The 25,924-nt window shown below is 71.1% G+C and carries 23 protein-coding genes; 12 read left to right on the forward strand and 11 right to left on the reverse strand.

Translation table 11 applies throughout. The features are described 5' to 3' along the window. Positions 1-438: 438 nt before the first annotated feature. Both purH and purN read right to left on the reverse strand, forming a co-directional pair. On the reverse strand, positions 439-2,010 hold the full coding sequence (purH, locus tag RUR_RS30095) for a bifunctional phosphoribosylaminoimidazolecarboxamide formyltransferase/IMP cyclohydrolase (RefSeq protein ID WP_283138598.1): 1,572 nt from the start codon (positions 2,008-2,010) through the stop codon (positions 439-441). A gap of 2 nt (positions 2,011-2,012) precedes the next feature. Continuing rightward, complete coding sequence (gene purN, locus RUR_RS30100; RefSeq protein ID WP_283139848.1) at positions 2,013-2,609, reverse strand: phosphoribosylglycinamide formyltransferase; 597 nt, start codon at positions 2,607-2,609, stop codon at positions 2,013-2,015. A 100-nt stretch (positions 2,610-2,709) separates the two neighbouring features. On the opposite strand from purN, the gene RUR_RS30105 reads away from it, so the two are divergent. Next, positions 2,710-3,132 (forward strand): hypothetical protein, encoded by a 423-nt coding sequence (locus RUR_RS30105; RefSeq protein ID WP_283138599.1) that lies wholly within the window; start codon positions 2,710-2,712, stop codon positions 3,130-3,132. A gap of 3 nt (positions 3,133-3,135) precedes the next feature. Here the strand turns inward: RUR_RS30105 and RUR_RS30110 are convergent, their stop codons facing one another. The 5 genes from RUR_RS30110 to pcrA all read right to left on the reverse strand — a co-directional run bounded on the left by RUR_RS30110 (position 3,136) and on the right by pcrA (position 9,725). Further along, complete coding sequence (locus RUR_RS30110) at positions 3,136-4,629, reverse strand: cell division protein PerM (RefSeq protein WP_283138600.1); 1,494 nt, start codon at positions 4,627-4,629, stop codon at positions 3,136-3,138. A gap of 112 nt (positions 4,630-4,741) precedes the next feature. Next, a complete protein-coding gene (sucD, locus tag RUR_RS30115; protein WP_283138601.1) occupies positions 4,742-5,617 on the reverse strand; it encodes a succinate--CoA ligase subunit alpha in 876 nt (291 codons plus the stop codon). Beyond that, positions 5,617-6,795 carry an ADP-forming succinate--CoA ligase subunit beta gene (gene sucC, locus RUR_RS30120; RefSeq protein WP_283138602.1) on the reverse strand — a complete coding sequence of 393 codons (1,179 nt, stop codon included), beginning with the start codon at positions 6,793-6,795 and terminating at the stop codon, positions 5,617-5,619. Before sucC ends, sucD begins: the two co-directional genes overlap by 1 nt. 174 nt (positions 6,796-6,969) lie before the next feature. Beyond that, on the reverse strand, positions 6,970-7,377 hold the full coding sequence (icmB, locus tag RUR_RS30125) for a coenzyme B12-dependent isobutyryl CoA mutase small subunit (protein ID WP_283138603.1): 408 nt from the start codon (positions 7,375-7,377) through the stop codon (positions 6,970-6,972). Between the two features lie 143 nt (positions 7,378-7,520). After that, on the reverse strand, positions 7,521-9,725 hold the full coding sequence (gene pcrA / locus RUR_RS30130; protein ID WP_283138604.1) for a DNA helicase PcrA: 2,205 nt from the start codon (positions 9,723-9,725) through the stop codon (positions 7,521-7,523). Between the two features lie 117 nt (positions 9,726-9,842). Here pcrA and RUR_RS30135 point away from each other — a divergent pair, with 117 nt between their 5' ends. Further along, positions 9,843-10,562: a PIG-L deacetylase family protein gene (locus RUR_RS30135; RefSeq protein WP_283138605.1), complete on the forward strand. Its 720-nt coding sequence runs from the start codon at positions 9,843-9,845 to the stop codon at positions 10,560-10,562. 364 nt (positions 10,563-10,926) lie between these two features. On the opposite strand, the gene RUR_RS30140 is transcribed toward RUR_RS30135, so the two are convergent. Genes RUR_RS30140 through RUR_RS30150 form a run of 3 tightly spaced genes read right to left on the reverse strand, consistent with a single transcriptional unit; the run spans position 10,927 to position 13,486 of the window. Beyond that, on the reverse strand, positions 10,927-11,637 hold the full coding sequence (locus tag RUR_RS30140; RefSeq protein WP_283138606.1) for a CPBP family intramembrane glutamic endopeptidase: 711 nt from the start codon (positions 11,635-11,637) through the stop codon (positions 10,927-10,929). Between the two features lie 32 nt (positions 11,638-11,669). Next, positions 11,670-12,308, reverse strand: coding sequence for a response regulator (locus RUR_RS30145; RefSeq protein ID WP_283138607.1), 639 nt, complete (start codon positions 12,306-12,308; stop codon positions 11,670-11,672). After that, a complete protein-coding gene (locus RUR_RS30150) occupies positions 12,305-13,486 on the reverse strand; it encodes an ATP-binding protein (protein ID WP_346349079.1) in 1,182 nt (393 codons plus the stop codon). Before RUR_RS30150 ends, RUR_RS30145 begins: the two co-directional genes overlap by 4 nt. 142 nt (positions 13,487-13,628) lie before the next feature. Here RUR_RS30150 and RUR_RS30155 point away from each other — a divergent pair, with 142 nt between their 5' ends. The 10 genes from RUR_RS30155 to RUR_RS30195 all read left to right on the forward strand — a co-directional run bounded on the left by RUR_RS30155 (position 13,629) and on the right by RUR_RS30195 (position 24,908). Next, positions 13,629-14,999 carry a PspC domain-containing protein gene (locus RUR_RS30155; RefSeq protein WP_283138608.1) on the forward strand — a complete coding sequence of 457 codons (1,371 nt, stop codon included), beginning with the start codon at positions 13,629-13,631 and terminating at the stop codon, positions 14,997-14,999. Beyond that, positions 14,986-15,165, forward strand: a complete 180-nt coding sequence (locus RUR_RS30160) for a hypothetical protein (RefSeq protein WP_283138609.1) — start codon at positions 14,986-14,988, stop codon at positions 15,163-15,165. The genes RUR_RS30155 and RUR_RS30160 overlap by 14 nt, the downstream gene beginning before the upstream one ends. 251 nt (positions 15,166-15,416) lie before the next feature. Next, positions 15,417-15,908: a (2Fe-2S)-binding protein gene (locus tag RUR_RS30165; protein WP_283138610.1), complete on the forward strand. Its 492-nt coding sequence runs from the start codon at positions 15,417-15,419 to the stop codon at positions 15,906-15,908. Continuing rightward, positions 15,905-18,256: a xanthine dehydrogenase family protein molybdopterin-binding subunit gene (locus tag RUR_RS30170; RefSeq protein WP_283138611.1), complete on the forward strand. Its 2,352-nt coding sequence runs from the start codon at positions 15,905-15,907 to the stop codon at positions 18,254-18,256. Before RUR_RS30165 ends, RUR_RS30170 begins: the two co-directional genes overlap by 4 nt. Then, positions 18,253-19,116: an FAD binding domain-containing protein gene (locus RUR_RS30175; protein ID WP_283138612.1), complete on the forward strand. Its 864-nt coding sequence runs from the start codon at positions 18,253-18,255 to the stop codon at positions 19,114-19,116. The genes RUR_RS30170 and RUR_RS30175 overlap by 4 nt, the downstream gene beginning before the upstream one ends. A 69-nt stretch (positions 19,117-19,185) precedes the next feature. Next, on the forward strand, positions 19,186-20,067 hold the full coding sequence (locus tag RUR_RS30180) for an SRPBCC family protein (RefSeq protein ID WP_283138613.1): 882 nt from the start codon (positions 19,186-19,188) through the stop codon (positions 20,065-20,067). 94 nt (positions 20,068-20,161) lie between these two features. Then, a complete protein-coding gene (locus RUR_RS30185; RefSeq protein ID WP_283138614.1) occupies positions 20,162-20,458 on the forward strand; it encodes a nucleotidyltransferase family protein in 297 nt (98 codons plus the stop codon). 108 nt (positions 20,459-20,566) lie between these two features. Further along, positions 20,567-20,830, forward strand: a complete 264-nt coding sequence (locus RUR_RS36880) for a HepT-like ribonuclease domain-containing protein (protein ID WP_428847051.1) — start codon at positions 20,567-20,569, stop codon at positions 20,828-20,830. A 185-nt stretch (positions 20,831-21,015) separates the two neighbouring features. Further along, positions 21,016-23,769, forward strand: a complete 2,754-nt coding sequence (locus RUR_RS30190; protein ID WP_283138615.1) for a bifunctional glycosyltransferase/CDP-glycerol:glycerophosphate glycerophosphotransferase — start codon at positions 21,016-21,018, stop codon at positions 23,767-23,769. Further along, positions 23,766-24,908: a glycosyltransferase gene (locus RUR_RS30195; RefSeq protein ID WP_283138616.1), complete on the forward strand. Its 1,143-nt coding sequence runs from the start codon at positions 23,766-23,768 to the stop codon at positions 24,906-24,908. The genes RUR_RS30190 and RUR_RS30195 overlap by 4 nt, the downstream gene beginning before the upstream one ends. Here the strand turns inward: RUR_RS30195 and RUR_RS30200 are convergent. Next, positions 24,905-25,885 carry a sulfotransferase family protein gene (locus RUR_RS30200; RefSeq protein ID WP_428847035.1) on the reverse strand — a complete coding sequence of 327 codons (981 nt, stop codon included), beginning with the start codon at positions 25,883-25,885 and terminating at the stop codon, positions 24,905-24,907. The two genes, RUR_RS30195 and RUR_RS30200, sit on opposite strands and share 4 nt — an antisense overlap. Positions 25,886-25,924: the final 39 nt, after the last annotated feature.

The raw sequence follows: 25,924 nt of genomic DNA on the forward strand, positions 1-25,924 counted from the left end.
CAGGCGTACTCGCGCCTCGGAGGTGAGATGACGGGTAGGCACGATTCGGGTGACAACCACGGACGTGCGGACCGCCTTAAGCACGATCACCCTTACAAGAACAGTATTTTTCAACACTGACCGCGGACGGTTCACGCCGGACAAAGAACATCCGGCGCGAACCGCCGCGCGCATTCTCGCGTCGCAAAGAACTCGACGCGAGAAGTGCGGACGTAGCTTGACCAGCTCTAAGACCCAGCAGTACTTACAAGCCGGGGCCCTCCGACATCGATCCCGGACGGGCCGCGCCGGATAAGAACCGCATGGATCGGCGCGCGCTTCTCGCACCGCAAAGAGGGGCGCGAGAAGTGCGGATGCGGCTTGACCGGCCCCTGAGGTGGTGCTTGCCGGCTGGGGCATAGTGACCGGCAGGTGAGAGCCGGTCTTGTAGTCCGGTGGTCAGTGGAAGAAGTGGCGGGTGCCGGTGAAGTAGAGGGTGACTCCGGCGGCTTCGGCGGCGGCGATGACGGCGTCGTCGCGGATGGAGCCGCCGGGCTCCACGATCGCCCGTACGCCCGCCTTGGTCAGGACCTCCAGGCCGTCGGGGAAGGGGAAGAAGGCGTCGGAGGCCGCCACGGAGCCGGTCACCCGGTCGGCCGCGCGGGCGACGGCCAGCTTGGCCGAGTCCACCCGGTTGACCTGGCCCATGCCCACCCCGACGGTGGCCCCGCCCGAGGCGAGCAGGATGGCGTTCGACTTCACCGACCGGCACGCCCGCCAGGCGAAGGCGAGGTCGGCGAGGGTTTCGGCGGAGGCGGCGGGCCCCGCCTGCAGGCTCCAGGTGGCCGGGTCGTCGCCGTCCGCGTCGACCAGGTCGGCCTGCTGCAGCAGCACGCCGCCGCTGATCGGACGCCACTCCGGGCGCGGGCTCCGGCTCAGCGGCTCGCAGACCAGCAGGCGCAGGTTCTTCTTCTCGGTGAGGACGGCGAGCGCCTCCTCGTCGAACCCCGGCGCGACCAGGACCTCGGTGAAGACCTCGGCGACCTGCCGCGCCATCGCCCCCGAGACCGGGCGGTTCACCGCGATCACCCCGCCGAAGGCCGACAGCGGGTCGGTGGCGTGCGCCTTGCGGTGCGCCTCGGCGACGTCGGCGCCGACCGCGATCCCGCACGGGTTGGCGTGCTTGATGATCGCCACACAGGGCTCGTCGAAGTCGTAGGCGGCCCGCCGGGCCGCGTCGGCGTCGACGTAGTTGTTGTACGACATCGGCTTGCCGTGGACGAGCTCCGCCTGGGCCAGGCCGGGGGCGCCGTCCGTCGCGGTGTAGAGCGCAGCCCGCTGGTGCGGGTTCTCCCCGTACCGCAGGGAACCGGCCCGGTTCCAGACCGCGCCGAGGAAGCCCGGCCAGCCGGAGGCGACGGTCTCCTCCTCCGGCGCGTACGCGGAGGCGAACCAGGAGGCCACGGCCACGTCGTAGGCGGCGGTGTGCGCGTACGCCTCACCGGCGAGCCGGGCCCGCTCGGCGGGCTCGAACCCGCCCTCGGCGATCGCGGCGAGCAGCCGGCCGTACCGCGCGGGGTCGACGACGACCGCGACGGTGCCGTGGTTCTTGGCCGCCGCCCGGATCATCGCCGGACCGCCGATGTCGATCTGCTCGACGCACTCGGCGGGGTCTGCGCCGGAGGCGACGGTCTCCCGGAACGGGTAGAGGTTGACCACGACCAGCTGGAACGCCTCGATGCCGAGCTCCGCCAGCTGCCGTACATGCTCCGGACGCCGGGAGTCCGCCAGCAGCCCGGCGTGCACCGCCGGGTGGAGGGTCTTCACCCGGCCGTCGAGGGTCTCGGGGAACCCGGTGACGGAGTCGACCGGGGTGACGGGGAGGCCGAGGGAGGCGATCCGGGCGGCGGTGCCACCGGTCGACACGATCTCGACCCCCGCCTCGTGCAGGCCGCGGGCGAGTTCCTCCAGCCCGGCCTTGTCGTAAACGGCGATCAGCGCACGCCGGATGGCGATACGACCGTGCTCCATGGTCACCCGATCCTCACTTTTCGTTCTTTGACCGACCAGCCTTCGCGGGCCATGCGGCCGACGACGTCGACGAGCATCTCGCGCTCGACGACCTTGATGCGCTCGTGCAGGGTGTCCTCGTCGTCGTCGTCCCGGACGAGGACCGCCCGCTGGGCGATGACCGGCCCGGTGTCGACGCCCTCGTCGACGAGGTGGACGGTGCAGCCGGTGACCCGCACGCCGTACGCGAGCGCGTCCCGTACCGCGTGCGCCCCCGGGAACGACGGCAGCAGAGCCGGATGGGTGTTGATCACCGTGAATCGGCTCAGCACCTGCGGCCCGAGTATCCTCATGAAGCCGGCGGACACCACCAGGTCGGGTTCATGATCGGCAATGACCTGCGCCAACGCGCGATCCCACTCGGCCCGCGTGGGATGATCGGAGAGCTGCACGACGAAGGTGTCGACCCCGGCCCGCGCCGCGCGAGCGAGTCCTTCGATTCCGGTACGGTCCGCGCCGACGGCAACGATCCGAGCGCCGTACGCCTGGTCGGCGGCGTCGAGCAAGGCCTGGAGGTTGGTCCCCGATCCGGAGACAAGGACGACAAGCCGGGCGGTCAGAGGAACTCCTTCAAACAGGCACACTGAAATGTACGGCTGGCGCGGACATGCAGGGCAACGATATCGGTCCGCAGGTCACGAGCACCAAAGTGGAGGTCAGGTGGCGACACCGGTGAAGACGCCGAACGAGCGGCGGCCCGTGGAACACGAGGGTCGGCGGTCGCTGATCCTCGCCGTCGTGGGGCTGGCGTTGACATTCCTGCTGTTCGTGATCGGCATCGGCCTGAACGTGATCGCCCTGGTGGCCTCGATCCGGGCCTCGCGCCGGGCCAAGCAGGAGGGCAAGAAGCTCGGTACGGCCAGGGCGGCGACGGCGATCTCCATCGTGGGGCTCGTCATCGGCTCGGGCATCGTCGCGACCTACCTCTACTTCCGCCCCGAGCTGGAGACCTACGCCGACTGCAAGCTGGGCGCGGCGACCATCGCCGCCGAGCAGGACTGCGTCGGCACGCTGGAGCGGGGGATGGAGCGCAAGCTCCCGTTCCTCAAGCCCGGCGAGCTCCGCTTCCCCATCGCGCCCTAGGGCTCAGTCCCGATCCCAGGCGTACGGGTCCACATAGATGATGTGACCGCCCTTGTCGTCGGATTCGTCCACGATGCCGGGCCTGGGATCGGGTACCGCCGGCCCGTCCGCCGTCACGACCGGGATGGGCTGAGTCTCCGCCTCGGTGGCGTCGAGCCAGTGCGCCGCCGGAGCCGGCGTCCCCGGCCTGGCCTTCTTCCGCAGACCGCGGATCGGCGCCGCGGTCGCCGTACGTCCCCGGCGCATCAGCCACCAGTTGCCGAGCCCCGCCGAGATACCGGCGGCCACCCCCACCTCCAGGATCAGGCTCAGCCCGACCTCCCACGCGGACGGACCCACCGCCGCCAGCCGGCCGCCCCCCAGGGAGCCGCCGGAGAGCCCGGCGAGCAGCCCGCCGGTCACCCCGGTGACCAGGCCGCAGCCGAACCCCCAGAGCGGGGCCGCCTCCAGGTTGGGCGTCGGCGTGGTACGCATCATCACCAGCCCGCCCACCGCCCCGGCCACGAACGGCACGGCCAGCACCGTCAGGAGCAGCGCCGAGCCCGCTCCGGGGCCGGGGAGCGCGCCGAGCACCGGGAGCGCGGGCACGTCGCCCAGCTGCACCCCGGTCGGCGCCACCAGGGTCCCGGTGCCCACGGCGAACCCGGGACCCGCCGCGTACGACATCGCCCAGATGACCGCGTTGGGGAGGAAGAGCAGCTGGAGCAGGACGAGCAGGGTCCCACCGACGACCCCCGGCGCCAGCACCTCGGTCAGCTCGACGACGTTGCCGAAGTTCACCACGAGGGCGATCAGCGTGAGCAGCGCGCCCGCGGCCAAAAGGATCAGCAGCGCGGCCCCGGCGCCCAGCACCAGGGACCTGGCCCGCTCCGGGAGGAGCCGGGACATCGAACGCCACGGGCCGAGGGTACGGGCCGTCGCCGCGGCGCCGGCCGCGAAGCCGAGCAGCAGATGGGCCAGGAGGGCCTGCACCGCCGAAGGGTCGGTGACGTCGTTCTGCGCGATCAGGGTGAGCAACCCGGCGAGCAGCGCGTACGGCGCCGCGAGCGAGACCCCGCCCTGGCCCACCAGGGTGAGCTGGGCGAGCCGGTGCCGGGGATCGGCGATGTCGGCCCGGCGGATCGGCCGGCGCACGGTGAGGTCGGCGTCCCTGGCCATCCAGACCGCGGCGCGGTAGAGCAGGAATCCGGGGAGCACGATCAGCCCGAGCGGCAGGAGCCCCACCCAGCCGCCGTCGATGGAGAACCCCGCGTGGTGGGCGACGAGCCAGATCTGCGCGGCGGCCCGGAACACGTCCGGCAGGCCCGAGCCGAACGATCCGCGGGGGGCCGCGATCCATCCGGCGAGGGTGAGCGTCGTCAGGACCGCCATCCCCACGGCCATCGTCCAGAGCGCCGCGAGCAGGCCGGACAGGGGGAGGGGACGCCGAGGGTCGTCGTCCCGGGCATCCGTGCGACGGGGGACACGGCGCCAGATCTGCTCAAGAATGGCCGTCACAGTACACGATGGTCTCAGGCCGGCCGGGCATTGCGCGGCTTAGCCCGCTCTGCGTGTCGCGGCCCCCTGCCGTGGTCACGCGATCGCACGTGACCACGGCAGGGGACGGGGATCAGCGCCCCCGCATGACCTCGCGCATGAGCAGCGCGGTCTCGCTGGGGGTCTTGCCGACCCGGACGCCGACCTTCTCCAGCGCTTCCTTCTTCGCCTGGGCGGTACCCGAGGAGCCGGACACGATCGCGCCCGCGTGCCCCATGGTCTTGCCCTCGGGGGCGGTGAACCCGGCCACGTAGGCGACGACGGGCTTGGTCACGTGCCGCTCGATGTAGGCGGCGGCGCGCTCCTCGGCGTCTCCGCCGATCTCACCGATCATCACGATCGCCTCGGTCTCCGGGTCCTCCTGGAACGCCGCGAGGCAGTCGATGTGGGTGGTCCCGATGACCGGGTCGCCGCCGATCCCCACCGCGGTGGAGAAACCGACGTCCCGCAGCTCGTACATGAGCTGGTAGGTGAGCGTCCCGGACTTGGAGACCAGGCCGATCCGGCCGGGGGAGGTGATGTCGGCGGGGATGATGCCGGCGTTCGACCGGCCCGGCGAGGCGATGCCGGGGCAGTTCGGGCCGATGATCCGGGTCTTGCCGCCACCCGCGACCGCGCGGGCCCAGAACTCGGCGGTGTCGTGGATCGGCACCCCCTCAGTGATCACCACGCAGAGCGGGATCTCCGCGTCGATCGCCTCGACCACGGCGCTCTTGGTGTGCGCCGGGGGAACGAAGACCACCGACACGTCGGCGCCGGTCTCGGCGATCGCCTCGGCGACCGTCCCGAAGACCGGGAGACCCTCGTGCACGGTCCCCGCCTTACGGGCGTTGACACCGCCGACGATCTTGGTCCCGGCGGCGAGCATGCGCCGGGTGTGCTTGGTGCCCTCGGAGCCGGTCATGCCCTGGACGATGACCTTGCTCTGTTCCGTCAGCCAGATCGCCATCATGCACCTACCGCGGCGAGTTCGGCGGCACGGCGTGCCGCATCGTCCATCGTGTCCACCTGCTCGACGCCGGACAAGCCCGCGTCGGCCAAAATCTGCCGCCCGAGGGTGGCGTTGTTGCCGTCCAGACGGACGACGAGCGGGCGGGTCACCTGCTCGCCGCGCTCGGCGAGGAGCCGGAAAGCCGAGACGATACCGTTCGCCACCGCGTCGCAGGACGTGATGCCGCCGAAGACGTTCACGAAGACCGACTTGACGGACTCGTCGGAGAGAACGATCTCCAAGCCGTTCGCCATGACCTCGGCCGAGGCGCCGCCGCCGATGTCCAGGAAGTTGGCCGGCCGTACGCCGCCGAACGACTCACCCGCGTAGGCCACCACGTCCAGCGTGGACATGACCAGCCCGGCGCCGTTCCCGATGATGCCGACGCTGCCGTCCAGCTTGACGTAGTTGAGGTCCTTCTCCTTGGCCCGGGCCTCCAGGGGGTCCTCGGCGGCCTTGTCCTGGTACGCCTCGTGCTCCACCTGGCGGAAGGCCGCGTTCTCGTCGAGGGTCACCTTGCCGTCGAGCGCGATCACCCGTCCGTCCTGGGTGAGGATGAGGGGGTTCACCTCGACCAGGGTCGCGTCCTCGTCCACGAAGACGGCCCAGAGCTTCTCGATCAGATCGGCCGCGCCGTCCAGCGCGGCCGCGGGGAGACCGCCCTGCTCGGCGATCTCACGGGCCCGGGAGCGGTCCACCCCGGCCAGCGGGTCGATGGCGACCTTGGCCACCTTCTCCGGCGTGGTCGCCGCGACCTCCTCGATGTCGACACCGCCCGCGGCCGAGCAGATGGCGAGGAAGGTCCGGTTGGCCCGGTCGAGGAGGAAGGAGAAGTAGTACTCCTCCGCGATCGCGCTCGCCTCTTCGATCAAGACCTTGTGAACCGTGTGGCCCTTGATGTCCATGCCCAGGATGCCGGTGGCCCTGCCGAACGCGTCGGACGCGTCGTCCGCGACCTTCACGCCGCCGGCCTTGCCCCGGCCACCCGTCTTCACCTGGGCCTTGACCACGACACGACCGGGGAACTCCGCGGCGATCGTCCGCGCCTCCTCCGGTGTGTATGCGATCTTTCCTGTCGGCACCGGGATGCCGTACTCCGCGAAGAGCTCCTTCGCCTGATGTTCGAACAGGTCCACGAAGGTCCGTCCTTGTTTCTCCGGCTTTGAATTGTCTGGATTGCCGATGACCTCAGCGATGTGCCGTAGTTCTCGGCGGCCAGTCTGGTTTCAGCCCTGGCGCGGTTCTCCGCCGTGCAGCCTAGCCGCCCCCGGACTCCGGGTTTGCCAACCGGTCGGCTTTAGCGGGAAACCTCAGGCGGCGGCGGGCACTTTGGCGCGCACCCACTCGACGATCTCCTGGGTCGTCGCCCCCGGGGTGAAGATCCTCGCCACCCCGAGACGCTCCAGTTCGACCAGATCGGCCGCGGGGATGATGCCGCCCCCGAAAACCACGATGTCTTCGGCGTCCCGCTCTCTGAGCAGCTCCATCAGCCGGGCGAAGAGGGTCATGTGCGCACCGGAGAGGATCGACATCCCGATCGCGTCGGCGTCCTCCTGGATCGCGGTGTCGGCGATCTGCTCAGGGGTCTGGTGGAGACCGGTGTAGATCACCTCCATACCCGCGTCCCGCAGCGCCCTCGCCACGACCTTCGCTCCACGATCGTGACCGTCGAGACCTGGCTTGGCGATGACCACGCGAATCCTTGCTCCGGCATCCATAACGCCTCCCGCGCTTGCTAACCGACTCAAGCGCAGATTAGCTGGACTTCCTACAAACTCATCGTGAGGGTTCCCGATCGTGACGTCCACCCGGGGAACCGGGAGACGCCGTCACGGAAAAATTTTCGCAAAATCCGCGCCCGCTACAGCTTCTCGATCGGGGCGTAGGCCAGCATCAACGTCCGCTCCCCCTCGGAGCCACCAAAGTCGATCTTCGCTCGGGTCTTGGCGTCGGAGCCCTCGACGGAGATCACCGTGCCGAGGCCGAAGGAGTCGTGGGTGACCTTGTCCCCCGGGGCGAGCGAGGGGATCGGCCTGCCCCCCTTGGGCGCCGACCGCGCGCCGAAGGCCGGACGGCGCTCCACCGCGGCGACCTTGGCGTCCTTCCGCGGATCGGTACGCCACTCGATCAGCTCGGCCGGGACCTCGGCGAGGAAACGGGAAGCCGGGTTGAACGAGGGCGCGCCCCAGGAACTGCGGACCGCGGCCCGTGACAGGTAGAGCCGCTGCTGGGCCCGGGTGATGCCGACGTAGGCGAGCCGGCGCTCCTCCTCCAGCTCCTTGGGTTCGCCGAGCGAGCGCATGTGCGGGAAGGCGCCGTCCTCCATGCCGGTGAGGAAGACCACCGGGAACTCCAGCCCCTTCGCCGTGTGCAGGGTCATCAGGGTGACCAGCCCCTGGTGATCCTCCCCGTCGGGAATCTGGTCCGCGTCGGCCACCAGGGAGACCTGCTCCAGGAAGTCGACGAGGCCGCCCTCGGGGTTGGCGTCGCCGAACTCCCGGGCCACCGCCACGAGCTCCTGCAGGTTCTCGATCCGGCTCTGGTCCTGGGGGTCCTCGGAGGCCTGCAGCTCGGCGAGGTAACCGGTGTCCGTCAGCACCTGCTCGGCCAGGTCGGCGAGCGACGCCTGCGAAGCCCGCAGCACGTCCAGGAGCGCGACGAAGTCCTTGATCGCGTTGAGCGACCGGGTGGCGACCCCCGGCGCCTCGTCGGCCCGGCGCACCGCCTCCCAGAACGAGATCCGCTCCCGGGCCGCGAACACCTCCAGGCACGCCTCGGCCCGATCGCCGATCCCGCGCTTGGGCACGTTGAGGATGCGGCGCAACGAGACCGTGTCCGCCGGGTTGGCGAGCACCCGGAGGTAGGCGAGCAGGTCGCGGACCTCCTTGCGCTCGTAGAACCGGACCCCGCCGACGACCTTGTACGGCAGTCCGCAGCGAATGAAGATCTCCTCGAAGACCCGGGAGGCCGCGTTGGTCCGGTAGAACACGGCGACCTGGCCGTGCGCCGTCGACTCCTCGTCGGAGAGCCGGTCGACCTCCTGGGCGACGAACATCGCCTCGTCGTGCTCGTTGTCCGCCACGTATCCCACGATCTTGGGACCGGCACCCTGGTCGGACCAGAGGTTCTTGGGCTTGCGGCTCTCGTTCCGGGCGATGACCGCGTTGGCCGCGGAGAGAATCGTCTGGGTGGAGCGGTAGTTCTGCTCCAGCAGGATCGTCCGCGCGTTCGGATAGTCCCGCTCGAACTCCAGGATGTTGCGGATGGTCGCGCCGCGGAACGCGTAGATCGACTGGTCCGCGTCGCCGACCACGCAGAGCTCGGCCGGCGCAGGCTCCTGCTCGCCGTACCCGACGAGCTCCCGGATGAGGATGTACTGCGCATGGTTGGTGTCCTGGTACTCGTCCACCAGGATGTGCCGGAACCGCCGCCGGTAGTACTCGGCGACGTCCGGGAACACCTGGAGCAGGTTGACCGTGAGCATGATCAGGTCGTCGAAGTCCATCGCGCCCGCCTCGTGCAGGCGGCGCTGATACATCGTGTACGCCTGGGAGAGCGTCTTCTCCATGTGCGTGCTCGCCGAGTCCGCGTACGACTCGTAGTCGATCAGCTCGTTCTTGAGGTTGCTGACCTGGGCGGAGAAACCACGCGGCGGATAGCGCTTGGGGTCCAGGTCGAGCTCCCGGCAGACCAGCGCCATGAGTCGCTGCGAGTCCGCCTGGTCGTAGATGGAGAAACTCGTGGCGAACCCGAGCCGCTTGGCCTCCCGCCGCAGGATGCGGACGCACGCCGAGTGGAAGGTGAGCGCCCACATGGCCCGGGAGCGCGACCCGATGAGCCGGTCGATCCGGTCCTTCATCTCCTTGGCGGCCTTGTTGGTGAAGGTGATCGCCAGAATCTCCGACGGGTGCGCCCCCCGTTCGGCCAACAGGTGGGCGATGCGGTGGGTGAGCACTCGGGTCTTGCCCGATCCCGCGCCCGCGACGATGAGCAGCGGGCTGCCCTCATGGGTCACGGCGTCGCGCTGCTGCTGGTTGAGACCGTCAAGAAGGGGGTGGCTGGACACGTACCTAGACTAGGCCCGCGCGCAGGGGATTCGGACCCGGTCGAATCGGAATACCGGCCGGAGCGTACGCGCTCTCCCCCCTGGAAACTCGCGAACCCCTGGGGAGACCACGAAATCATGGTTGATGTGTTGAACGAGGCCGATGTCCGCCGTGTCCTGGCTGTGGCGGCGCACCCCGACGATGTGGACTTCAGCTCCGCCGGGACGATCGCCGGCTGGACCGACCGCGGCGTCGAGGTGGTCTACTGCCTGGTGACCGACGGTGACGCGGGCGGTTTCGACCGGACCGTGGACGGCGAAGGGATGGGAGCCCTGCGCCGCGCCGAGCAGACCGCCGCGGCCAAGTGCGTGGGCGTGACCGATCTGCGCTTCCTCGGCTACCGAGACGGCGCCGTGGAGCCCACCCTCGCGCTGCGGCGCGACCTCAGCCGGGTGATCCGGGAAGTCCGCCCGGACCGCGTGATCACACACAGCCCGGAGCGCAACTACCAGCGCATCTACCCGAGCCACCCCGATCACCGCGCGGTCGGTGCCGCCGCGCTCGACGCCGTCTACCCCGACGCGCGCAACCCCTACGCCTTCCCCGAGCTCGCCGACCTGCCCGCCTGGACGGTACGCGAGGTGTGGTTGATGGGCGGTCCCGCCGTCAACCACTACAACGACGTCACGGACACCGTCGACCGCAAGATCGCCGCGCTGCGGGCCCACGTGAGCCAGACCGCCCACCGGGAGGACCTGGAGGACATGGTCCGCGGCTGGCTCGGGGCCAACGCCCAGGCCGGCGGCCTCCCCGAGGGCCGCCTGGCCGAGGCCTTCCAGGTGGTCCCCACCGTCTGACCCCAAGATCCTGTACGGCCGCCGCCCGCCCAAGCCGTCCACGATCGGCAAGCACCGCCGGGGTGGTCATTGCTTTGTATGCCCCCTCACAGGTGCGGACAGCTGGGCGATCACCAAGCGCCTGGGCCACGCCAGACCCCGGCGGCACCCCCGCGTCCAAGAAGCCACAGGCCGTACACCATCCGGGTGATCATTGCGCTGTATGCCCCCTCGGAGGTGCGGACAGCTGGGCGATCACCAAGCGCCGAGGGTACGGGCCATGCCTGGCCGGCCCCGGCGGGGTCTTCGAGGCCGGAGGGTGGGATCGGCGTGCGCCAAGGCGCCGTTCAAGCAGGCAAGGGGTATCGCACGTGCCGCCCGGGCCTCACTTGTCGTCGCCACCCCTGCGGCCGCGCCGCGAGACGAGCCAGGCGGCCAGGTAGCCGAGGGAGTTGGTGGCGAGGTGGAGGCCCACCGGGGCGAGGATGCTGCGGCTCCTCCGGTTGAGTTCGCAGAAGAGGACTCCGGCGAGCCCGGTGCTCGCCACGGCGCCCAGCGTCAGCCGTACCCCGTCGGTCTCGCCGGCCGAGGTGGCGGTGGCGAGGGCGGGGTTCGCCTTCGCCAGGTCCTGGGCGGGGAGCACGTGCCAGAGGCCGAACAGCAGGGAGGACACCCCGGTGGCGACGGCGGTGCCGTGGGAGCGGCGCAGCAGGCCGTACAGCACGCCGCGGAAGCCGACCTCCTCCAGCAGGACGGTCCCGAGGGGGACGTCGACCAGCATGTGCCTGAGGAGCGCGGACCGGTCGAGGGCGGCGGCGCGTTCGTCCTCGAAGAAGACCCGGGTGGCGGGGAGGGCGGCGCCCGCGGCGTAGACGGCGGCGACCCCTGCGGCCAGGGCCCCGCCGGCGCGCAGCCCGCGGCCGTGCCGGTCAAGGCCGAGGTCCGCCCAGGAGGCGCCGGAGCGCCGGGCGATCCCGACGAGCAGGACGGTCGCGGCGACGGAGGTCGGCACCGACCAGCGCCGGGCGTACCGGTTGTTCAGCAGGTTGGCGGCGGTGAGGACGGCGACGCCGGGTACGACTCCGGAGGAGGGCATACCGCCATTCTTGTCGACGGTCCCGGGAACCGTCAGACGAGACGGCGGGCGTTCGCCCAGCGGGAGAGTTCGTGCCGGTTGGAGAGCTGGAGTTTGCGGAGCACCGAGGAGACGTGCGTCTCGACGGTTTTCACCGAGATGTACAGCTCCCGGGCGATCTCCTTGTAGGCGTAGCCCCGGGCGATGAGCCGGAGTACCTCGCGTTCCCGCTGGGTGAGCGAGTCGAGTTCGGGGTCGATGGGCGGCGCCTCGCTGGAGGCGAACGCGTCGAGCACGAACCCGGCGAGCCGGGGGGAGAACACGGCGTCCCCGTCGGCGACCCGGACGACGGCGTCGGTCAGCTCGGTGCCGGAGATCGTCTTGGTGACGTAGCCCCGGGCGCCGCCGCGGATCACGCCGATCACGTCCTCGGCCGCGTCGGAGACGGAGAGGGCGAGGAAACGCACCGTCGAGCCGGAGCCGAGCACGCGGCGGAGCACCTCCTGGCCGCCTCCGCCGGGCATGTGCACGTCGAGCAGGACGACGTCGGGCTTGAGCGAGGAGATCGCCGAGATCGCGGAGTCGACGTCCTCGGCCTCGCCGACCACCTCGACGGCGTCGCCGAGTTCGGTGCGGACCCCGGAGCGGAAGAGCCGATGGTCGTCGACGATCACGACGCGTACCCTGCTCATGTCAGCCCCATGGTGAGCATGACCTCGGTGCCTTCGCCGGGCGCGGTCCGGACCCGGGCGGTCCCGCCGTGCCGCTCCATCCTGCCGATGATCGACTGTCGCACGCCCATCCTGTCTCCCGGCACTCCCGTCATCTCAAAACCTTTTCCTCGGTCCCGCACGAAGATCATGACCTGCTCCGGCTCGACCTCCGCGTACACAGAGATTACGTGGGTTTCCGCGTGTTTGGCGGCATTGACCGCGGCTTCGCGCATCGCCTGGAGCATCGCCTGCAACCGGTCGTCCAGTTCCCGGTCCCCGACGCAGACCACCTCGATCGGCACCCCGTGGTCGTCCTCGACCTCCGCCGCGTGCCGCCGTACCGCCGCCGCCAGCGTCGCGTCGGCGTCCCCCTTCGGCTGGTAGAGCCAGTTCCGCAGCTCCCGCTCCTGCGCGCGGGCCAGCCGGGCCACCTCGCGGGAGTTGTCCGCGTTGAGCTGGATCAGCGTGAGGGTGTGCAGCACCGAGTCGTGGACGTGCGCGGCGACCTCGGCGCGCTCCTCCTGGCGGATCCGCTCCCGCCGTTCCCTGCGCAGTTCCCGGACGAGGCCGACGAGCCAGGGGGCGACGATGACCGACACCCCGCCCAGGACCACGAGGGTGAACAGGATCCCCGAGCTCGCCTGCTTGAGGTCGCCCTCCGCCACCAGGACCCCGATCCCCCCGGTCACCACCAGGGCGAGGCCGAGCAGCATCCGGATCCAGCCCTGCCGGACCTGGGACGCCCAGCCCTGCCGCCGGCCGGGGTCGGCCTGCTGCCACAGGATGAGGGCGCCGAGTCCGCCGAGCGCGAGCGGCCACGTCGTGTCGCGGGTCTCCAGCCCGCCGAACAGCACCGTCACGGTGAAGAGGCCGAGCCCGAGGGCCGTGTAGGCGATGAGCTGAGCGGTGTCCCGGACCGGGCGCCGACCCCCTTCGCTCTCCTCCTGCGGGACGAACACCCACAGCACCGCGTAGATGATCAACCCAAGCCCGTGGGCGAACGTCAGCAGCAGGAAGGCGAGTCGGAGCACCACCGGCTCCTGCCCGAGATGGCGGGCCACGCCCTGGCACACGCCCATGACAAGCCGGCCTTCCAACGGCCGGGTCAGGCGTGCGGCGGGGGCGCTCGTCGTGGGTTCCATCTGTCTCAGCTGCACGCTACCTCCCTCACGGAGAAGCGTCACATGGATCGGCGGCCGGGCGCATCAGGGCTCTCCCCCACCCGACCCCTAGGTCTCCGGGTTGACTCAGGGGACTCCCCGATAGGCCGGACCAGGGGAAATCCGCGATGATACGGACATGGACGAGACGCCGGAGCACCGCGGCACCCCTGTGGCGACCGCCCCCGAGCGGGACGGCGGGTTGTGCCGTTCCGGCGAGAGCCGCATCCTCACCGGGGTCTGCGGCGGGCTCGGCCGGCACACCGGGGTCGACCCGGTGCTCTTCCGCGTCGGATTCACCGTGATCATCTTGGGCTCCCCGATCGGCGTCCTGCTGTACGTGGCCGCCTGGCTGCTCCTGCGCGACCCGACCGGCCAGCCGTCCCGGGTGGAGCACTGGACCTCCCGCCGTTTCGACGCCGAGACGGTGCTCGCGGTGCTGACCGGCGCCGTGGCCTTCGCCCTCGCGGTCGGCGTGGCCACCGGGGGCTTCCGTCCCGGCACCCTCGGCATCTCCGTCATCCTGGCGATCGCCCTGCTCACCGCACACGGCCGGGGTGTCGACCTGGTCGCCCTGGCCCGATCGCTCCCGGAACGGATCGGCGGGAGCCGGGTCCCCCCCGTCCCCCCGATCAAGCCGCCGTCCCCCACCGCGGTCCGGATCGACCTGGGCGCGCCGTTCGCGCCGCACGGGCCGTACGGGCGCGGCCCCACGGGCCCCGGCCACCACGCGGGCCACGCGTCCACGCCCCGCGGGCCGTACGGACACCGTCCCGAAACCACCGATCACCCGGGGACGTTCCCGCACCAAGGCGCCGACCCCACCGGGCCCGGCGACGACGGCGGCGACGCGCCGCCGATCGGCACGCCGGCCGAGGAGCCCCCGGCCAAGCCACCCCGGCGGCGCCGCTTCCTCGGAGTGCTCGTCTTAGCCCTCGCCCTGATCGCCGGCGGGGTCGTCTTCGGGATCCGGCAGGAGACCGGGGAGCCGGACGTCACACCGGCCGTCGCGACGATGTTGTTGATCATCGGCGCCGGCCTCCTCCTCACCTCCCGGACCGGCGGGCGCGGCGGCCTCATCGCCGTGGGCACACTGATCTCCCTGACCCTCATCGCAGGGCCGACCCTGAGCGGAATCCCCATGAAGCGACTCTTCGGATCCTTTGACTGGCAGCCCGTCGACACCGTGCAGATCAGTGACGACTACCGGGTCGGCATCGGCGAGGCCCACCTCGACCTGAGCTCCCTCAAGCTCACCCCCGGCGCCCGCACCACCGTCCGCACCTCCATCACCTTCGGCGAGATCGTCGTGACCGTGCCGCGCACGGCCCGGGTGGAGGTGCACGGCCGGTCCAGGTTCGGGGAGATCGCCGTGGACAGCACGCTGCGCAGCGGGGCGGACGTCCGCCTCAACCGGGTGATCGAGGCGGAGGGCCCGAACGCGCCGGTGATCGAGCTGCACCTCAACGCGGGCATCGGCGACCTGGAGGTCCGCCGTGCCGCGGCGTAGAACCGACTGGTTCGCGCTCCTGGCCGGCCTGCTCCTCATCGCCGTCGGCCTGCGCTACCTCCTCGGCCCCGAGCCGGACCCCTTCAAGGTCCTCCCGGTCTTCGTGGTCTGCCTGGGCTTCGCCGGATTCATCGGCATCCTCACCCGCTACGGCCGCAAGAGGTAGGGCCCGACCCATCGGCGGGCCCGATACCGATCCGGAGCAGGGCGGCATGTCGGTCTAGGCGAAGGATGCTCACCGGCATACGTTGCTTAGGTAGCTCTCGGTCAACTTCGGTGTGCCCGCCATGCCACAGTCGCAGTGTCGTCCGTCCGTCCGCCCGCGCCGGGGTCCGCTCACCGGGCGCCTCCTCCGGCGCGGGCGGGATCCGCCTTGGGTGCCGCGTCCAGGTAACACGACCCACCCAAGGAGGACGTATGGCCCAGCGCAAGATGACCGTCACCGTCACCGTGGACGGTGTCCGATACGAGGAAGAGGTCGAACCGCGCCTCCTCCTCGTCCACCTGCTCCGCGACCGGCTCGGCAAGACCGGCACCCCGATCGGCTGCGACACCGGCAACTGCGGCGCCTGCACGGTGATGCTGGACGGCAGGAGCGCCAAAAGCTGCTCGGTACTGGCGGTCCAGGCCGACGGCAGCGAGATCCTCACCGTCGAGGGGCTGGCTTCGGGCGACGAGTGGCATCCGCTCCAGCGCGCGTTCCACGAGGAGCACGCCCTGCAGTGCGGCTACTGCACACCGGGCATGATCATGGCTTCGCTCGACCTGCTCCAGGTGAACCCGGACCCCGACGACACCGAGATCCGCGAGGGCCTGGAGGGCAACCTCTGCCGGTGCACCGGGTACGCCAACATCGTCCGGGCGGTACGGCGTGCCGCCGCCGAGTCGCGGGAGGTGAGCGGCGCGTGACCGAGCTGATCGAACGCCCCGCACCGGAGATCGGCAAGGCGCGACGCCGCCGGGAGGACGCCCGGCTGGTCACCGGCCGGACCAGGTGGACCGACAACATCCAGCTCCCCGGCATGCTGCACGTCGCGTTCCTGCGCAGCCCGATGGCCCACGCGCGGATCCTGCGGGTGGACGTCTCGGCCGCCCGGGAGCTGCCCGGGGTGGTGGCCGCGTTCACCGGCGCGGATCTGGGGCCGGAGCAGGGGAGCCTGCCGTGCGCCTGGCCGGTGAGCGAGGACGTGGTCATCCCCGCGCATCCGCCGGTCGCGGTCGAGGAGGTCCGCTACGTGGGCGAGGCCGTCGCCTGCGTGGTCGCGACGGACCGGTACCGGGCCGCCGACGCCCTGGAGGCGATCGAGGTCGACTACGAGCCCCTGGACCCGGTGCTGGACATGGAGGCGGCGCTCGCGCCCGGCAGCCCGGGTGTGCGCGCGGGCCAGTCCAACAAGGCCTTCACCTGGGTCTTCTCCCAGGGGGAGGTGGACGCGGCCTTCGCGGGCGCCCCGGTGCTGATCGAGCGGACCTATGTGCAGCAGCGCCTGATCCCCTCGGCGATGGAGCCTCGGGCGGTGGTCTGCGACCGGCTGGGCGAGGACTACACGCTCCACTCGGCGACGCAGATCCCGCACATCCTCCGGGTGATGCTGGCGCTCACCACCGGAATCCCCGAGCACCGGCTGCGGGTGATCGCGCCGGACGTGGGCGGCGGTTTCGGGTCCAAGCTGCAGGTGACCGCCGAGGAGGTGGTCTGCCTCCTGCTCGCCAAGCGGCTGAACCGGCCGGTGAAGTGGACCGAGAGCCGGTCCGAGGGGAACCTCACGGTGCACCACGGCCGGGACCAGCTGCAGCGGATCTCGCTGGCGGCCGAGTCGGACGGCCGGATCCGCGGGCTGAAGGTGGACCTGCTGGCGGACATGGGCGCCTATCTCATGCTGGTGACGCCGGGCGTCCCGCTGCTGGGCGCGTTCATGTTCCCGGGCATCTACAAGATGGCCGCCTACGACTTCCGCTGCACCGGCGTGTTCACCACGAAGATGCCGACGGACGCCTACCGGGGCGCGGGGCGGCCGGAGGCCACGTTCGCGATCGAGCGGGTGATGGACGAGCTCGCGCACGAACTGGGGATCGACCCGCTGGAGGTGCGGCGGCGGAACTGGATCGAGCGGGAGGAGTTCCCGTACACCTCGGTCGCGGGTCTGGTCTACGACTCCGGTGACTACGGCGCGGCCACGGATCGGGCGACGGAGCTGCTGGGGTACGCCGCGCTCCGGGCGGAGCAGGCCGAGCGGCGGGCGCGCCGGGACCCGGTCCAGCTCGGCATCGGCATCTCGACGTACACCGAAATGTGCGGACTGGCCCCGTCGCGGGTGCTCGGCTCGCTCGCCTACGGCGCCGGCGGCTGGGAGCACGCCTCGGTCCGGATGCTCCCCACCGGCAAGGTCGAGGTGGTCACCGGCTCCTCCCCGCACGGACAGGGCCACGAGACGGCGTGGAGCCAGATCGTCGCCGACACCCTCGGCGTGCCGTTCGAGGACGTCACGGTCCTGCACGGGGACACCGCGATCTCACCCCGGGGCCTGGACACCTACGGCTCGCGCTCCCTGACCGTGGGCGGCATAGCCCTGCTGCAAGCCTGCGGGCGGGTCAGGGAGAAGGCCAAATCCGTCGCCGCCCACCTGCTGGAGGCCGACCCCGGCGACGTCGACTTCGAGAACGGCCTCTTCCGGGTGCGGGGGACGGACGCCGTCCGCTCCATCCAGGAGATCGCGCTCGCCGTGTTCACGGCGCACAACCTGCCGGACGGCTTCGAACCCCGGCTCGACGCCGACGCCACCTTCGACCCGGAGAACTTCTCCTTCCCGCACGGCACCCACCTGTGCGCCGTCGAGGTCGACACCGAGACCGGGATGAGCAGGATCAGGTCCTACGTCGCCGTCGACGACGTGGGCAACGTGGTCAACCCGCTGATCGTGGAGGGGCAGGTGCACGGCGGCATCGCCCAGGGCATCGGCCAGGCCCTCTTCGAGGAGGCCCGGTACGACGAGGAGGGCAACCTGCTCACCTCCACCCTCGCCGACTACCTCATCCCGTCCGCCGCCGACCTGCCGGACTTCGTCACCGAACGGACGCAAACCCCGGCCACCTCCAACCCGCTGGGGGTCAAAGGGGTCGGCGAGGCGGGCACGATCGCCTCGACCCCGGCGGTGGTCAACGCGATCGTGGACGCCCTCCGGCCGTACGGCGTCCACGACGTGCGCATGCCCTGCACACCGGAGCGCGTCTGGCGAGCTTTGGAGGAAAGCCGATGATCCCCGCGACCTTCGACTACGTCCGGCCGTCCACCCTCGGCGAGGCGGCCGCCGCGCTCGCCGAAGCGGGCGAGGACGCCAAGGTGCTGGCGGGCGGGCAGTCCCTCCTCCCGCTGCTGCGCCTCCGGCTGGCCTACCCGTCGGTCCTGGTCGACCTGGGCCGGGTCGCCGAGCTCCGCGGGATCGAGGACCGCGGCGACCGGCTGCACATCGGCGCCATGACCACCCACGACGAGGTGGTGAACTCACCGCTGGTGAACGAGCACTGCCCGTTGCTGGCGCGGGCGACCGCCACGGTGGCCGACCCGGCGATCCGGCACCGCGGCACCTTCGGCGGCTCCCTGTCCCACGCCGACCCCGCCGGGGACCTGCCCTCGGTCGCGCTCGCGCTGGACGCGGAGTTCCGGCTCGCTTCGGCCGCGGGCGAGCGGACGGTGCCCGCGGCGGACTTCTTCGCCGACTACCTGACCACCGCGCTGGAGCCCGACGAGATCCTGACCGGGGTGAGCGTGCCCAAGCTCGGCCCGGATTGGGGATGCCACTACGAGAAGTTCCACCGGACCGCGCAGGCGTGGGCGATCGTCGGCGTCGCCGCGGCCGTACGGCACTCCGGCGGCGCCGTCGTCGAGGCGCGGATCGCCCTCACGAACATGGGCGCGACGCCGGTACGGGCGCACGCCGTCGAATCCGCCCTGGCCGGGGTCCCCCTCAACGGCTCCGGCGCCGGGGTGCGGGAGGCGGCGCTCCGCGCGGACGAGGGGACGAATCCCCCGTCTGACGCCGATGCCGGAGCCGACTACCGGCGGCATCTGGCCAAGGTGCTCACCAGGCGGGCGGTGATCGCGGCGACGTCCGGCTGATCACGGCCTCCGGTGGCCGGTGCGCATGATCGGGGCTACTGTGGAAGGAGGTGATGCGAGGGAGTCAGCATGGCGATGCAGCTCGAGCATGAGTTCACGGTCCCCGTGCCGGTGGAACAGGCCTGGGCGGTCCTGCTCGACGTGGAACGCGTCGTCCCGTGCCTGCCCGGCGCGACCCTGGACCGGATCGACGGAAACGAGTTCACCGGGCGGATGAAGGTCAAGGTCGGCCCGATCACCGTGACCTACCGGGGAGACGCGACCTTCGCCGACATCGACGAAGAGGAGCACAGCCTCACCATCAAAGGCGCCGGCAAGGAGGCGCGGGGCACCGGGACCGCCTCGGCGACCGTCCGCGCCCGGCTCCACCCCGACGGGGAGACCACCCGGGTCACCGTGGTGACCTCGTTCACCGTGACCGGGCGCCCGGCCCAGGTCGGCCGGGGCGTGCTGGCCGAGGTCGGCGGCCGGCTCATCGACCGCTTCGCCGCCAACCTCGCCCAACGGCTCGTCGAACCCGAGCAGCCGGAGACCGCGGCCGCGCCGGAGACCGCGCCCGTGCCCGCGACCGTCGAGAGCATCGCCCCGGTGATCCCGCTCCCCGGCCACGCCGAGCCCGAGCGGATCCGGGACACCGCCGCCGAGGACGACGAGTCGCACCTGGCGTACGTGGTGGAGGACCCCGCCGGGGACCACGAACGTCCCAACGGCGCCCGGCGGCTCAGCGCCGTACCCACCCCGACCGCCGCCTCGGCCGCTCCGGTCACCCCGCTCGCCGACCGCCGCCTCGCCGCCACCGGCACGACCCGCTCCGCGGAGGACGAGGCCCTCGACCTCCTCGACGTCGCCGGCGTACCGATCCTCAAGCGCCTCGCCCCCGCCGCAGGCCTGCTCGCCGCCCTGCTTCTGGTGATCTGGCTGGTCCGCCGCGCCCGCCGCCCCAAGACCTGAGGCCCTCCTGCATTTTGAGCCGACCGAGCTCATCTCGACGTAAAGGCACCGTGCGGTGTGGGGCTGAGATGGCAGTGTGAGCTTGGGAGGTGTCATGAGCGTCGACTTCAGGACGGTCCATCCACGATTGGTCGAGCTGTGCAAGAAGTACGGAGTCATCGAACTGGCTGTCTTCGGCTCGGTCGCTCGTGGTGAGGACGAAGCCGGGAGCGACATCGACTTCCTCTACGTGCTGAAACCGAACAGCGACATCGGCATCGAGTTCTTCGGGTTCCACGAGGAACTGGAAGACCTGTTCGGCCGAAAGGTCGACGTGGTGTCCAAAGAGGGTCTCCACTGGGTCATCCGCGATGAGGTCCTCGACGACGCCCAGGTGCTCTATGCAGCGTGAAGCGCTCTACTTGGTCGACATCGTGGAGGCTGCCAGGAAGATCGCTTCGTACCTGGAAGATGTCACTCCGGAGATGTGGGCAAAGGATGAGATGCGCCGCGATGGGTCATCTGGCAGATCTCCATCATCGGGGAAGCGGTCGGCGGGATCTCGGATGAGACCAAAGCATCTACCCCGGAAATCCCGTGGAGGTTGATTCGGGGACTGCGCAACAACGTCGTTCACCGATACTTCGATATCGATCGAATCGTGCACAGTGCCGCACGGGTGAACGTTCCTGAATTGGAGCGGCAGGTATTATCCGCTCTACTTCAACGTACACATCCAGACCTCTTCGAACGTCTGCGGCAGGAAAGGCTGGGCATCGCCTAAGCGGCGTTTCCGCTGCCGCGTTATCCCGGGAACCGGGCATCCTGCGCCGCCGCTCAGCCGTACTGGATCTTGGTGTCGGCCAGCTAGTGGCCAAAATCCGCTCAAGAGATGATTGAAGGGCATCTGGGCGGTTTTTGTGGGAAGAACCCCGACAGTGCCATGCCGCGGCTCGGGGGGAGGACCGCATGGCGATCCGGCCTGAGTGCAGCGTCGTCGTCATCGCCTACAACGACGCGCTGCGGCTGCCCCGGGCCGTGCACTCCGTACTCGACCAGACGCTGCGCGGCCTTGAGGTGGTCGTGGTCGACGACGGGTCCACCGACGAGACCGCCCGCGTCGCCGCCGAGCTGACGGCCGCCGATCCCCGAGTCCGCTACCTGCGGCGGGACGGCAACAGCGGCGGCTGCGGCGCTCCGCGCAACGACGGGCTGGACGCCGCGCGGGCCCCGCACGTCATGTTCCTCGACTCCGACGACCGGCTTCCCCGGCACGCTTGCAAGAGCCTGCTGCTGGAGCTGGAACGGACCGGGACCGACTTCGTCACCGGCCAGCTCGCCCGGGTGTTCGAGCGGACCGGGAAGACCCAGCGATATTTCCCGCACCTGTACGCCCGGCGCCGGGTGGTCGCGGGCATCCGGGACGACCCGGAGATGTTCCTGGATGGATTCTCCACGAACAAGCTGTATCGCCGGGATTTCCTCACCGGGCACGGGATCCGGTTCCGGGAGGACATCCTCTACGAGGATCACGTCTTCTCCACCGCCGCCTTCTGCCGGGCCCGCGGCTTCGCGGTGGTGCCGTGGACCGTCTACCACTGGCACCGGGCCGACGAGCACGGCGATCACCGGACCTCGATCTCGCTCGGCATCGAGGAGATCGCCAACGTGCGGAACCGGGTGCACGCCGCAGGGCTGAGCGACGAGTACCTGCGCCGGAGCGGCTTCGCCGACCTGGTGGCCGAGCGGCAGTACCGCTTTCTCCGCCAGGATCTGCGGGTCTATCTGGCGGGGGCGGTGCCCACGGCCGACCCGGCCTGGCTGTCCGAGTTCGCCGCCGCGCTCCGGCCGTACCTGGCGGAGATGGAGCCGGGGGCCGCGGGGCGGGTGGATCCGACGATCCGGGTCTGCTGTCAGCTGCTGCGGGACGGGCGGCTGGACGACCTGGTGGTCGCGGCGCGCTCGCTCGGCCCGCCGCACGCCCCGCCGCGGCGGGTGACCCGGGCCGGCGGGCGGGTCTACTGGGGGAGTCCGGTCCCGGACGAGGGGACCGCCCGCGCCAACCTGGATCTCACCGCGCTGCATCAGGCGGAGCTGCCGTTCGGCTCGTCCCGGCTGCGGCACGAGGCGTCGGGGCTCACCCGGTCCGGGCCGGCCCTCACTTTGACGCTCCGGACCTATGATCCGTACGGCGTGCTGGACGACGTGGAGTTCACCGCGGAGCTCCACCTCCGCGGCAAATCCCGAAAAATCGGGATCAATCCGGTGCGGCAGGCCGACGGCACCCTCCTCTCCCCCATTGTGATCGACTTCGCCCGGCTCCCCAGGGAGATCTTGGGCGTACGCGGTGGCCACGACCCCGTGGTGGCGTTCACGGTCGCCGGACGGACCACGCGGGACCGGGTCCTGATCGACCCGCGGACCGAACCGGTCACCGTACGGGCACCCGGCCAGACCGTGACGGCGCACCCGATGGGCACCGCCGCGTTTCTCCGGCTCACCTGGGAGCGCCGCGGGGTACGGCGGTGCCTGCCCACGGTGGCCAGGGCGGTACGGGCGCTGATCGGCCGCCTCGGCCGGGAGGACGTCAAGCTCACCGTCTACCGGGCGCTGATCGCGGTGCTGCCGCCCCGGCGGGATCTCGCGCTCTTTGAGTCCACCGTCGGCAAGGGGTACACCTGTAACCCCCGCTACCTCTACGAGGAGATCCGGCGCCGGCGGCTCCCGCTCCGGGTCGTCTGGTCGGTGGCCGGACCCCGGGCGCACTTCCCCGCCGACGCGTGCCTGGTACGTCGGATGAGCTGGCGATACGTCTGGACCATGGCCCGGGCCGGCTACTGGGTGGACAGCCACAACCTGCCGCTGCGCTTCCCCAAGCCGCGCCGTACCCGCTATCTGCAGACCTGGCACGGCCAGGGCATCAAGACCATCGGCTTCGACGCGCCCGACCTGCGGTCGGACTTCGCCGCGCCGCGCCGGCTGTGGCGGCACGGGGTCGGGCGGTGGGACGCGCTGGTCTCCCCCAGCGCCGAGTTCGAACGGACCTTCGTCCCCGCCAACGGGTACACGGGACGGATCCTGCGGTACGGCTATCCGCGCAACGACGTCCTGGTGCGGCACGCCGAGCCGCGGCAGCGGATGCGGGCGGCGCGCACCCGCCGGGAGCTGGAGATCGACGGCGGCCGCCGGGTGCTCCTGTACGCGCCGACCTACCGGGACACCGCCAAACACAGCGGTCGGTCGGTCCGCGCCGACCTCGCCCTGATGGCCGAGGAGCTCGCCGGGGAGTGGGTCCTGGTGCTGCGAACCCATCCGGCCGATCGGTTCACGGTGCCCGAACACCTCAGGCACTTCGTCCGGGACGCGAGCGGCCACCCCGAGGTGAACGATCTGATGCTCGCCTCCGACGCCCTCCTCACCGACTACTCCTCCCTCATGTGCGACTACGCCAACACCGGGCGGCCGATGCTCTTTTTCGTGGACGACTGGGAGGAGTACCGCCGGGGTGAGCGGGGCGTGACCCACGACCTGTACGAGATCGCCCCGGGCCCGCCGCTCACCACGACCGCGGAGCTGATCGAGGCGCTGCGGGACCTGGATCGGGTGACGGCGGCCTACGCCGAGCGGTACGCGGCCTTCACCCGGGTGTGGTGTGCCGAGGAGACCGGGCACGCCGCCGAGCGGGTGGTGGAGGAGTTCTTCCGCGAGGTGGCCGACCGGTGATCGTGGACGACGTCGCGGAGGAGACGGTGTACGGCGCCGCGGGCCGCACCGGGAGGCGCCCGGTCTTCTTCGTCTGCATGGACGCGGACACCCTCGGCGGGATGCAACGGGTCACCCACACGGTCGCGCACGGACTCGGCCTGCGCGGCCACCGGGTCACGGTGATCGGCTTGCACCGCGCCGCCGCCCCCGTCGGCTACGTGGCGGAACCGGCCTACGTCCACCGGGTGCTCCAGCGGAGCGTGCTCGGCCGGGAACGGGCGTGGGAGCGGCGCCTGGCCCGCGGGCGGCTGCGGGCGCTGTTCGGCGGGGTGACGGGCTACGTGGTGATGACCTCCCCGGGTGTCGCCGCCTGGCTGGACGGGCTGTTGCCCGCCACGATGCGGGGGATCGGCCAGTACCACGGGTCCTTCGAGCACGCCCGGGCCTGCTGGCACCTCGGCGGGATCACCAGGCACTACCCGGAGCTGGACAAGGCCGTCTTCCTCAGCGAGGAGGACGCCGGCGCCTTCGCCGCCCACGCCCTGCTGCCCAACGCCGCCCATCTGGCCAACCCCCTTCCGCACTGGCCGGGGCGGGTCTCCGCGCTCGCCGTACCGCGGCTGCTCGGGGTCGGCAGGCTGGAGGGGGTCAAACGGTTCGACCGGCTCATCGACGCCTTCGCCGCGGCCGCCCGTACCGTCGCCGAACGCTGGGAGCTCCATTTGATCGGGGAGGGTGCGGAGAAGGGGCGGCTCCGGGCGCACGCGGCGGCCCGCGGCGTCGGCGACCGGGTCGTCTTCCGCGGCCGGGTCCCCGCGGCCGAGCTGGAGCGGGAGTACCTCGGCTCCTCGCTGCTCGGCCTGACCAGCGAGCACGAGGGGTTCCCGCTGGTGCTCGGGGAGGCGGCCGCGCACGGTGTGCCCGCGGTGGCGTTCGACGTCTCCGGCGGGGTCCGTGCGCTGATCCGGGACGGGGTGACCGGGGTGCTGGTGCCCCCGGGCGACGTCGGCGCGTTCGGCGCCGTCCTCGCCGGCCTCATGGCCGACCCGTCCGGGCGGCGGCGGCTCGGGGCCGCCGCCCGTACCGATGTGGCGCGTCTCCGGCTCGACCGGATACTCGACCACTGGGAACTGCTTTTCGCGGAGATCGAGCGTTAGGCCCCGATCTGTGCGTACTGCGGCGCCGGCTCCAGCGGGACCCCGGCGGCGAGCCGCTGACCCGAGGTGAGCAACGCCCCGACCGGGCTCGGCTCACGCAGCCGGCCGATCCGGTCGCGGGAGAGCTTCTTCCACTTGCCGAACCGGCGCTTGGCCGCGATCTTCTCGTATTTGGCGAGCCGTCCCGCGGCCGGCCGGGGCGCGCCGGAGAGCTGGTAGCCGTTGGTGAGCAGCCGATCCCCGAGGACCGCCTCGCACAGCGCCACCTCCCAGGGCTCCAGCCGGTCCTGCCAGCTCCCGACCCTGGCCTGGGTGACGTCCCCGTGGGTGTTCTTGTGCCACACCTTGTGCTTGGGGACGGCCTCCCCGGCGATGTGCCGCGGCTCGCACATCACCGGGTCGTACTCCTCGCCGAGGAACTCGCAGAGGCCGCGGAGTTCTGCCTCCGGGTCGGCGGTGAGGTTCTCGTACCGCAGCTGGTAGAAGGTGTCCGCGGGAAGCCGACGGGCGTGCCGCTCGGCGTAGTCGACGGCCTCGGCCCAGTTGGCGGCCGCGTGGTAGACGCTCTTGCGGTACCAGGGCATCTCCTTCAGCGAGGCGACGCAGTCCCGCCCGTCCCGGACGATGTTCACGAACTGCGCGTCGGGGAAGAGCCGCTGCAGCATGCCGACGTGGTGGAAGTAGCTGGGCCGCTTGTCCCCCCAGCGGGGCTTGCCGAAGCGCTCCGCGTAGGAGCGGAAGACGATGCCGATGGCCGAGCCGAGCGAGGGGGGGCCGGCCATGATCTCGTCGATGATCTCGTCGGCGTCGAGCCGGAGCTCGCGGAACTTGGTGTCCTTGCCGGAGGTGATCCATTTGGCGAGCCGGTAGCGGTTCTCCGGCACGCGCAGGTCGCCGTACTGACGGCGCTTGTAGTAGGCCGGAACGAGGAATCTCGTCTCCGGCGGCACCGCGATACGCGGGTGGGAGTGCAGCATCAGCTGCAGCATCGTGGTGCCCGAACGTGGACATCCGAT

The organism is Rhizohabitans arisaemae (assembly GCF_025996515.1).
GTDB lineage: Bacteria > Actinomycetota > Actinomycetes > Streptosporangiales > Streptosporangiaceae > Rhizohabitans > Rhizohabitans arisaemae.

What these genes read in the sequence shown, in the direction of transcription:
- purH (WP_283138598.1), bottom strand. Translation starts at nt 2,010, where the DNA reads ATGGAGCACGGTCGTATCGCCATCCGGCGTGCGCTGATCGCCGTTTAC.
- sucD (WP_283138601.1), bottom strand. Translation starts at nt 5,617, where the DNA reads ATGGCGATCTGGCTGACGGAACAGAGCAAGGTCATCGTCCAGGGCATG.
- icmB (WP_283138603.1), bottom strand. Translation starts at nt 7,377, where the DNA reads ATGGATGCCGGAGCAAGGATTCGCGTGGTCATCGCCAAGCCAGGTCTC.
- RUR_RS30135 (WP_283138605.1), top strand. Translation starts at nt 9,843, where the DNA reads ATGGTTGATGTGTTGAACGAGGCCGATGTCCGCCGTGTCCTGGCTGTG.
- RUR_RS30140 (WP_283138606.1), bottom strand. Translation starts at nt 11,637, where the DNA reads ATGCCCTCCTCCGGAGTCGTACCCGGCGTCGCCGTCCTCACCGCCGCC.
- RUR_RS30145 (WP_283138607.1), bottom strand. Translation starts at nt 12,308, where the DNA reads ATGAGCAGGGTACGCGTCGTGATCGTCGACGACCATCGGCTCTTCCGC.
- RUR_RS30155 (WP_283138608.1), top strand. Translation starts at nt 13,629, where the DNA reads ATGGACGAGACGCCGGAGCACCGCGGCACCCCTGTGGCGACCGCCCCC.
- RUR_RS30165 (WP_283138610.1), top strand. Translation starts at nt 15,417, where the DNA reads ATGGCCCAGCGCAAGATGACCGTCACCGTCACCGTGGACGGTGTCCGA.
- RUR_RS30175 (WP_283138612.1), top strand. Translation starts at nt 18,253, where the DNA reads ATGATCCCCGCGACCTTCGACTACGTCCGGCCGTCCACCCTCGGCGAG.
- RUR_RS30180 (WP_283138613.1), top strand. Translation starts at nt 19,186, where the DNA reads ATGGCGATGCAGCTCGAGCATGAGTTCACGGTCCCCGTGCCGGTGGAA.
- RUR_RS30185 (WP_283138614.1), top strand. Translation starts at nt 20,162, where the DNA reads ATGAGCGTCGACTTCAGGACGGTCCATCCACGATTGGTCGAGCTGTGC.
- RUR_RS30190 (WP_283138615.1), top strand. Translation starts at nt 21,016, where the DNA reads ATGGCGATCCGGCCTGAGTGCAGCGTCGTCGTCATCGCCTACAACGAC.
- RUR_RS30200 (WP_428847035.1), bottom strand. Translation starts at nt 25,885, where the DNA reads ATGCTGCACTCCCACCCGCGTATCGCGGTGCCGCCGGAGACGAGATTC.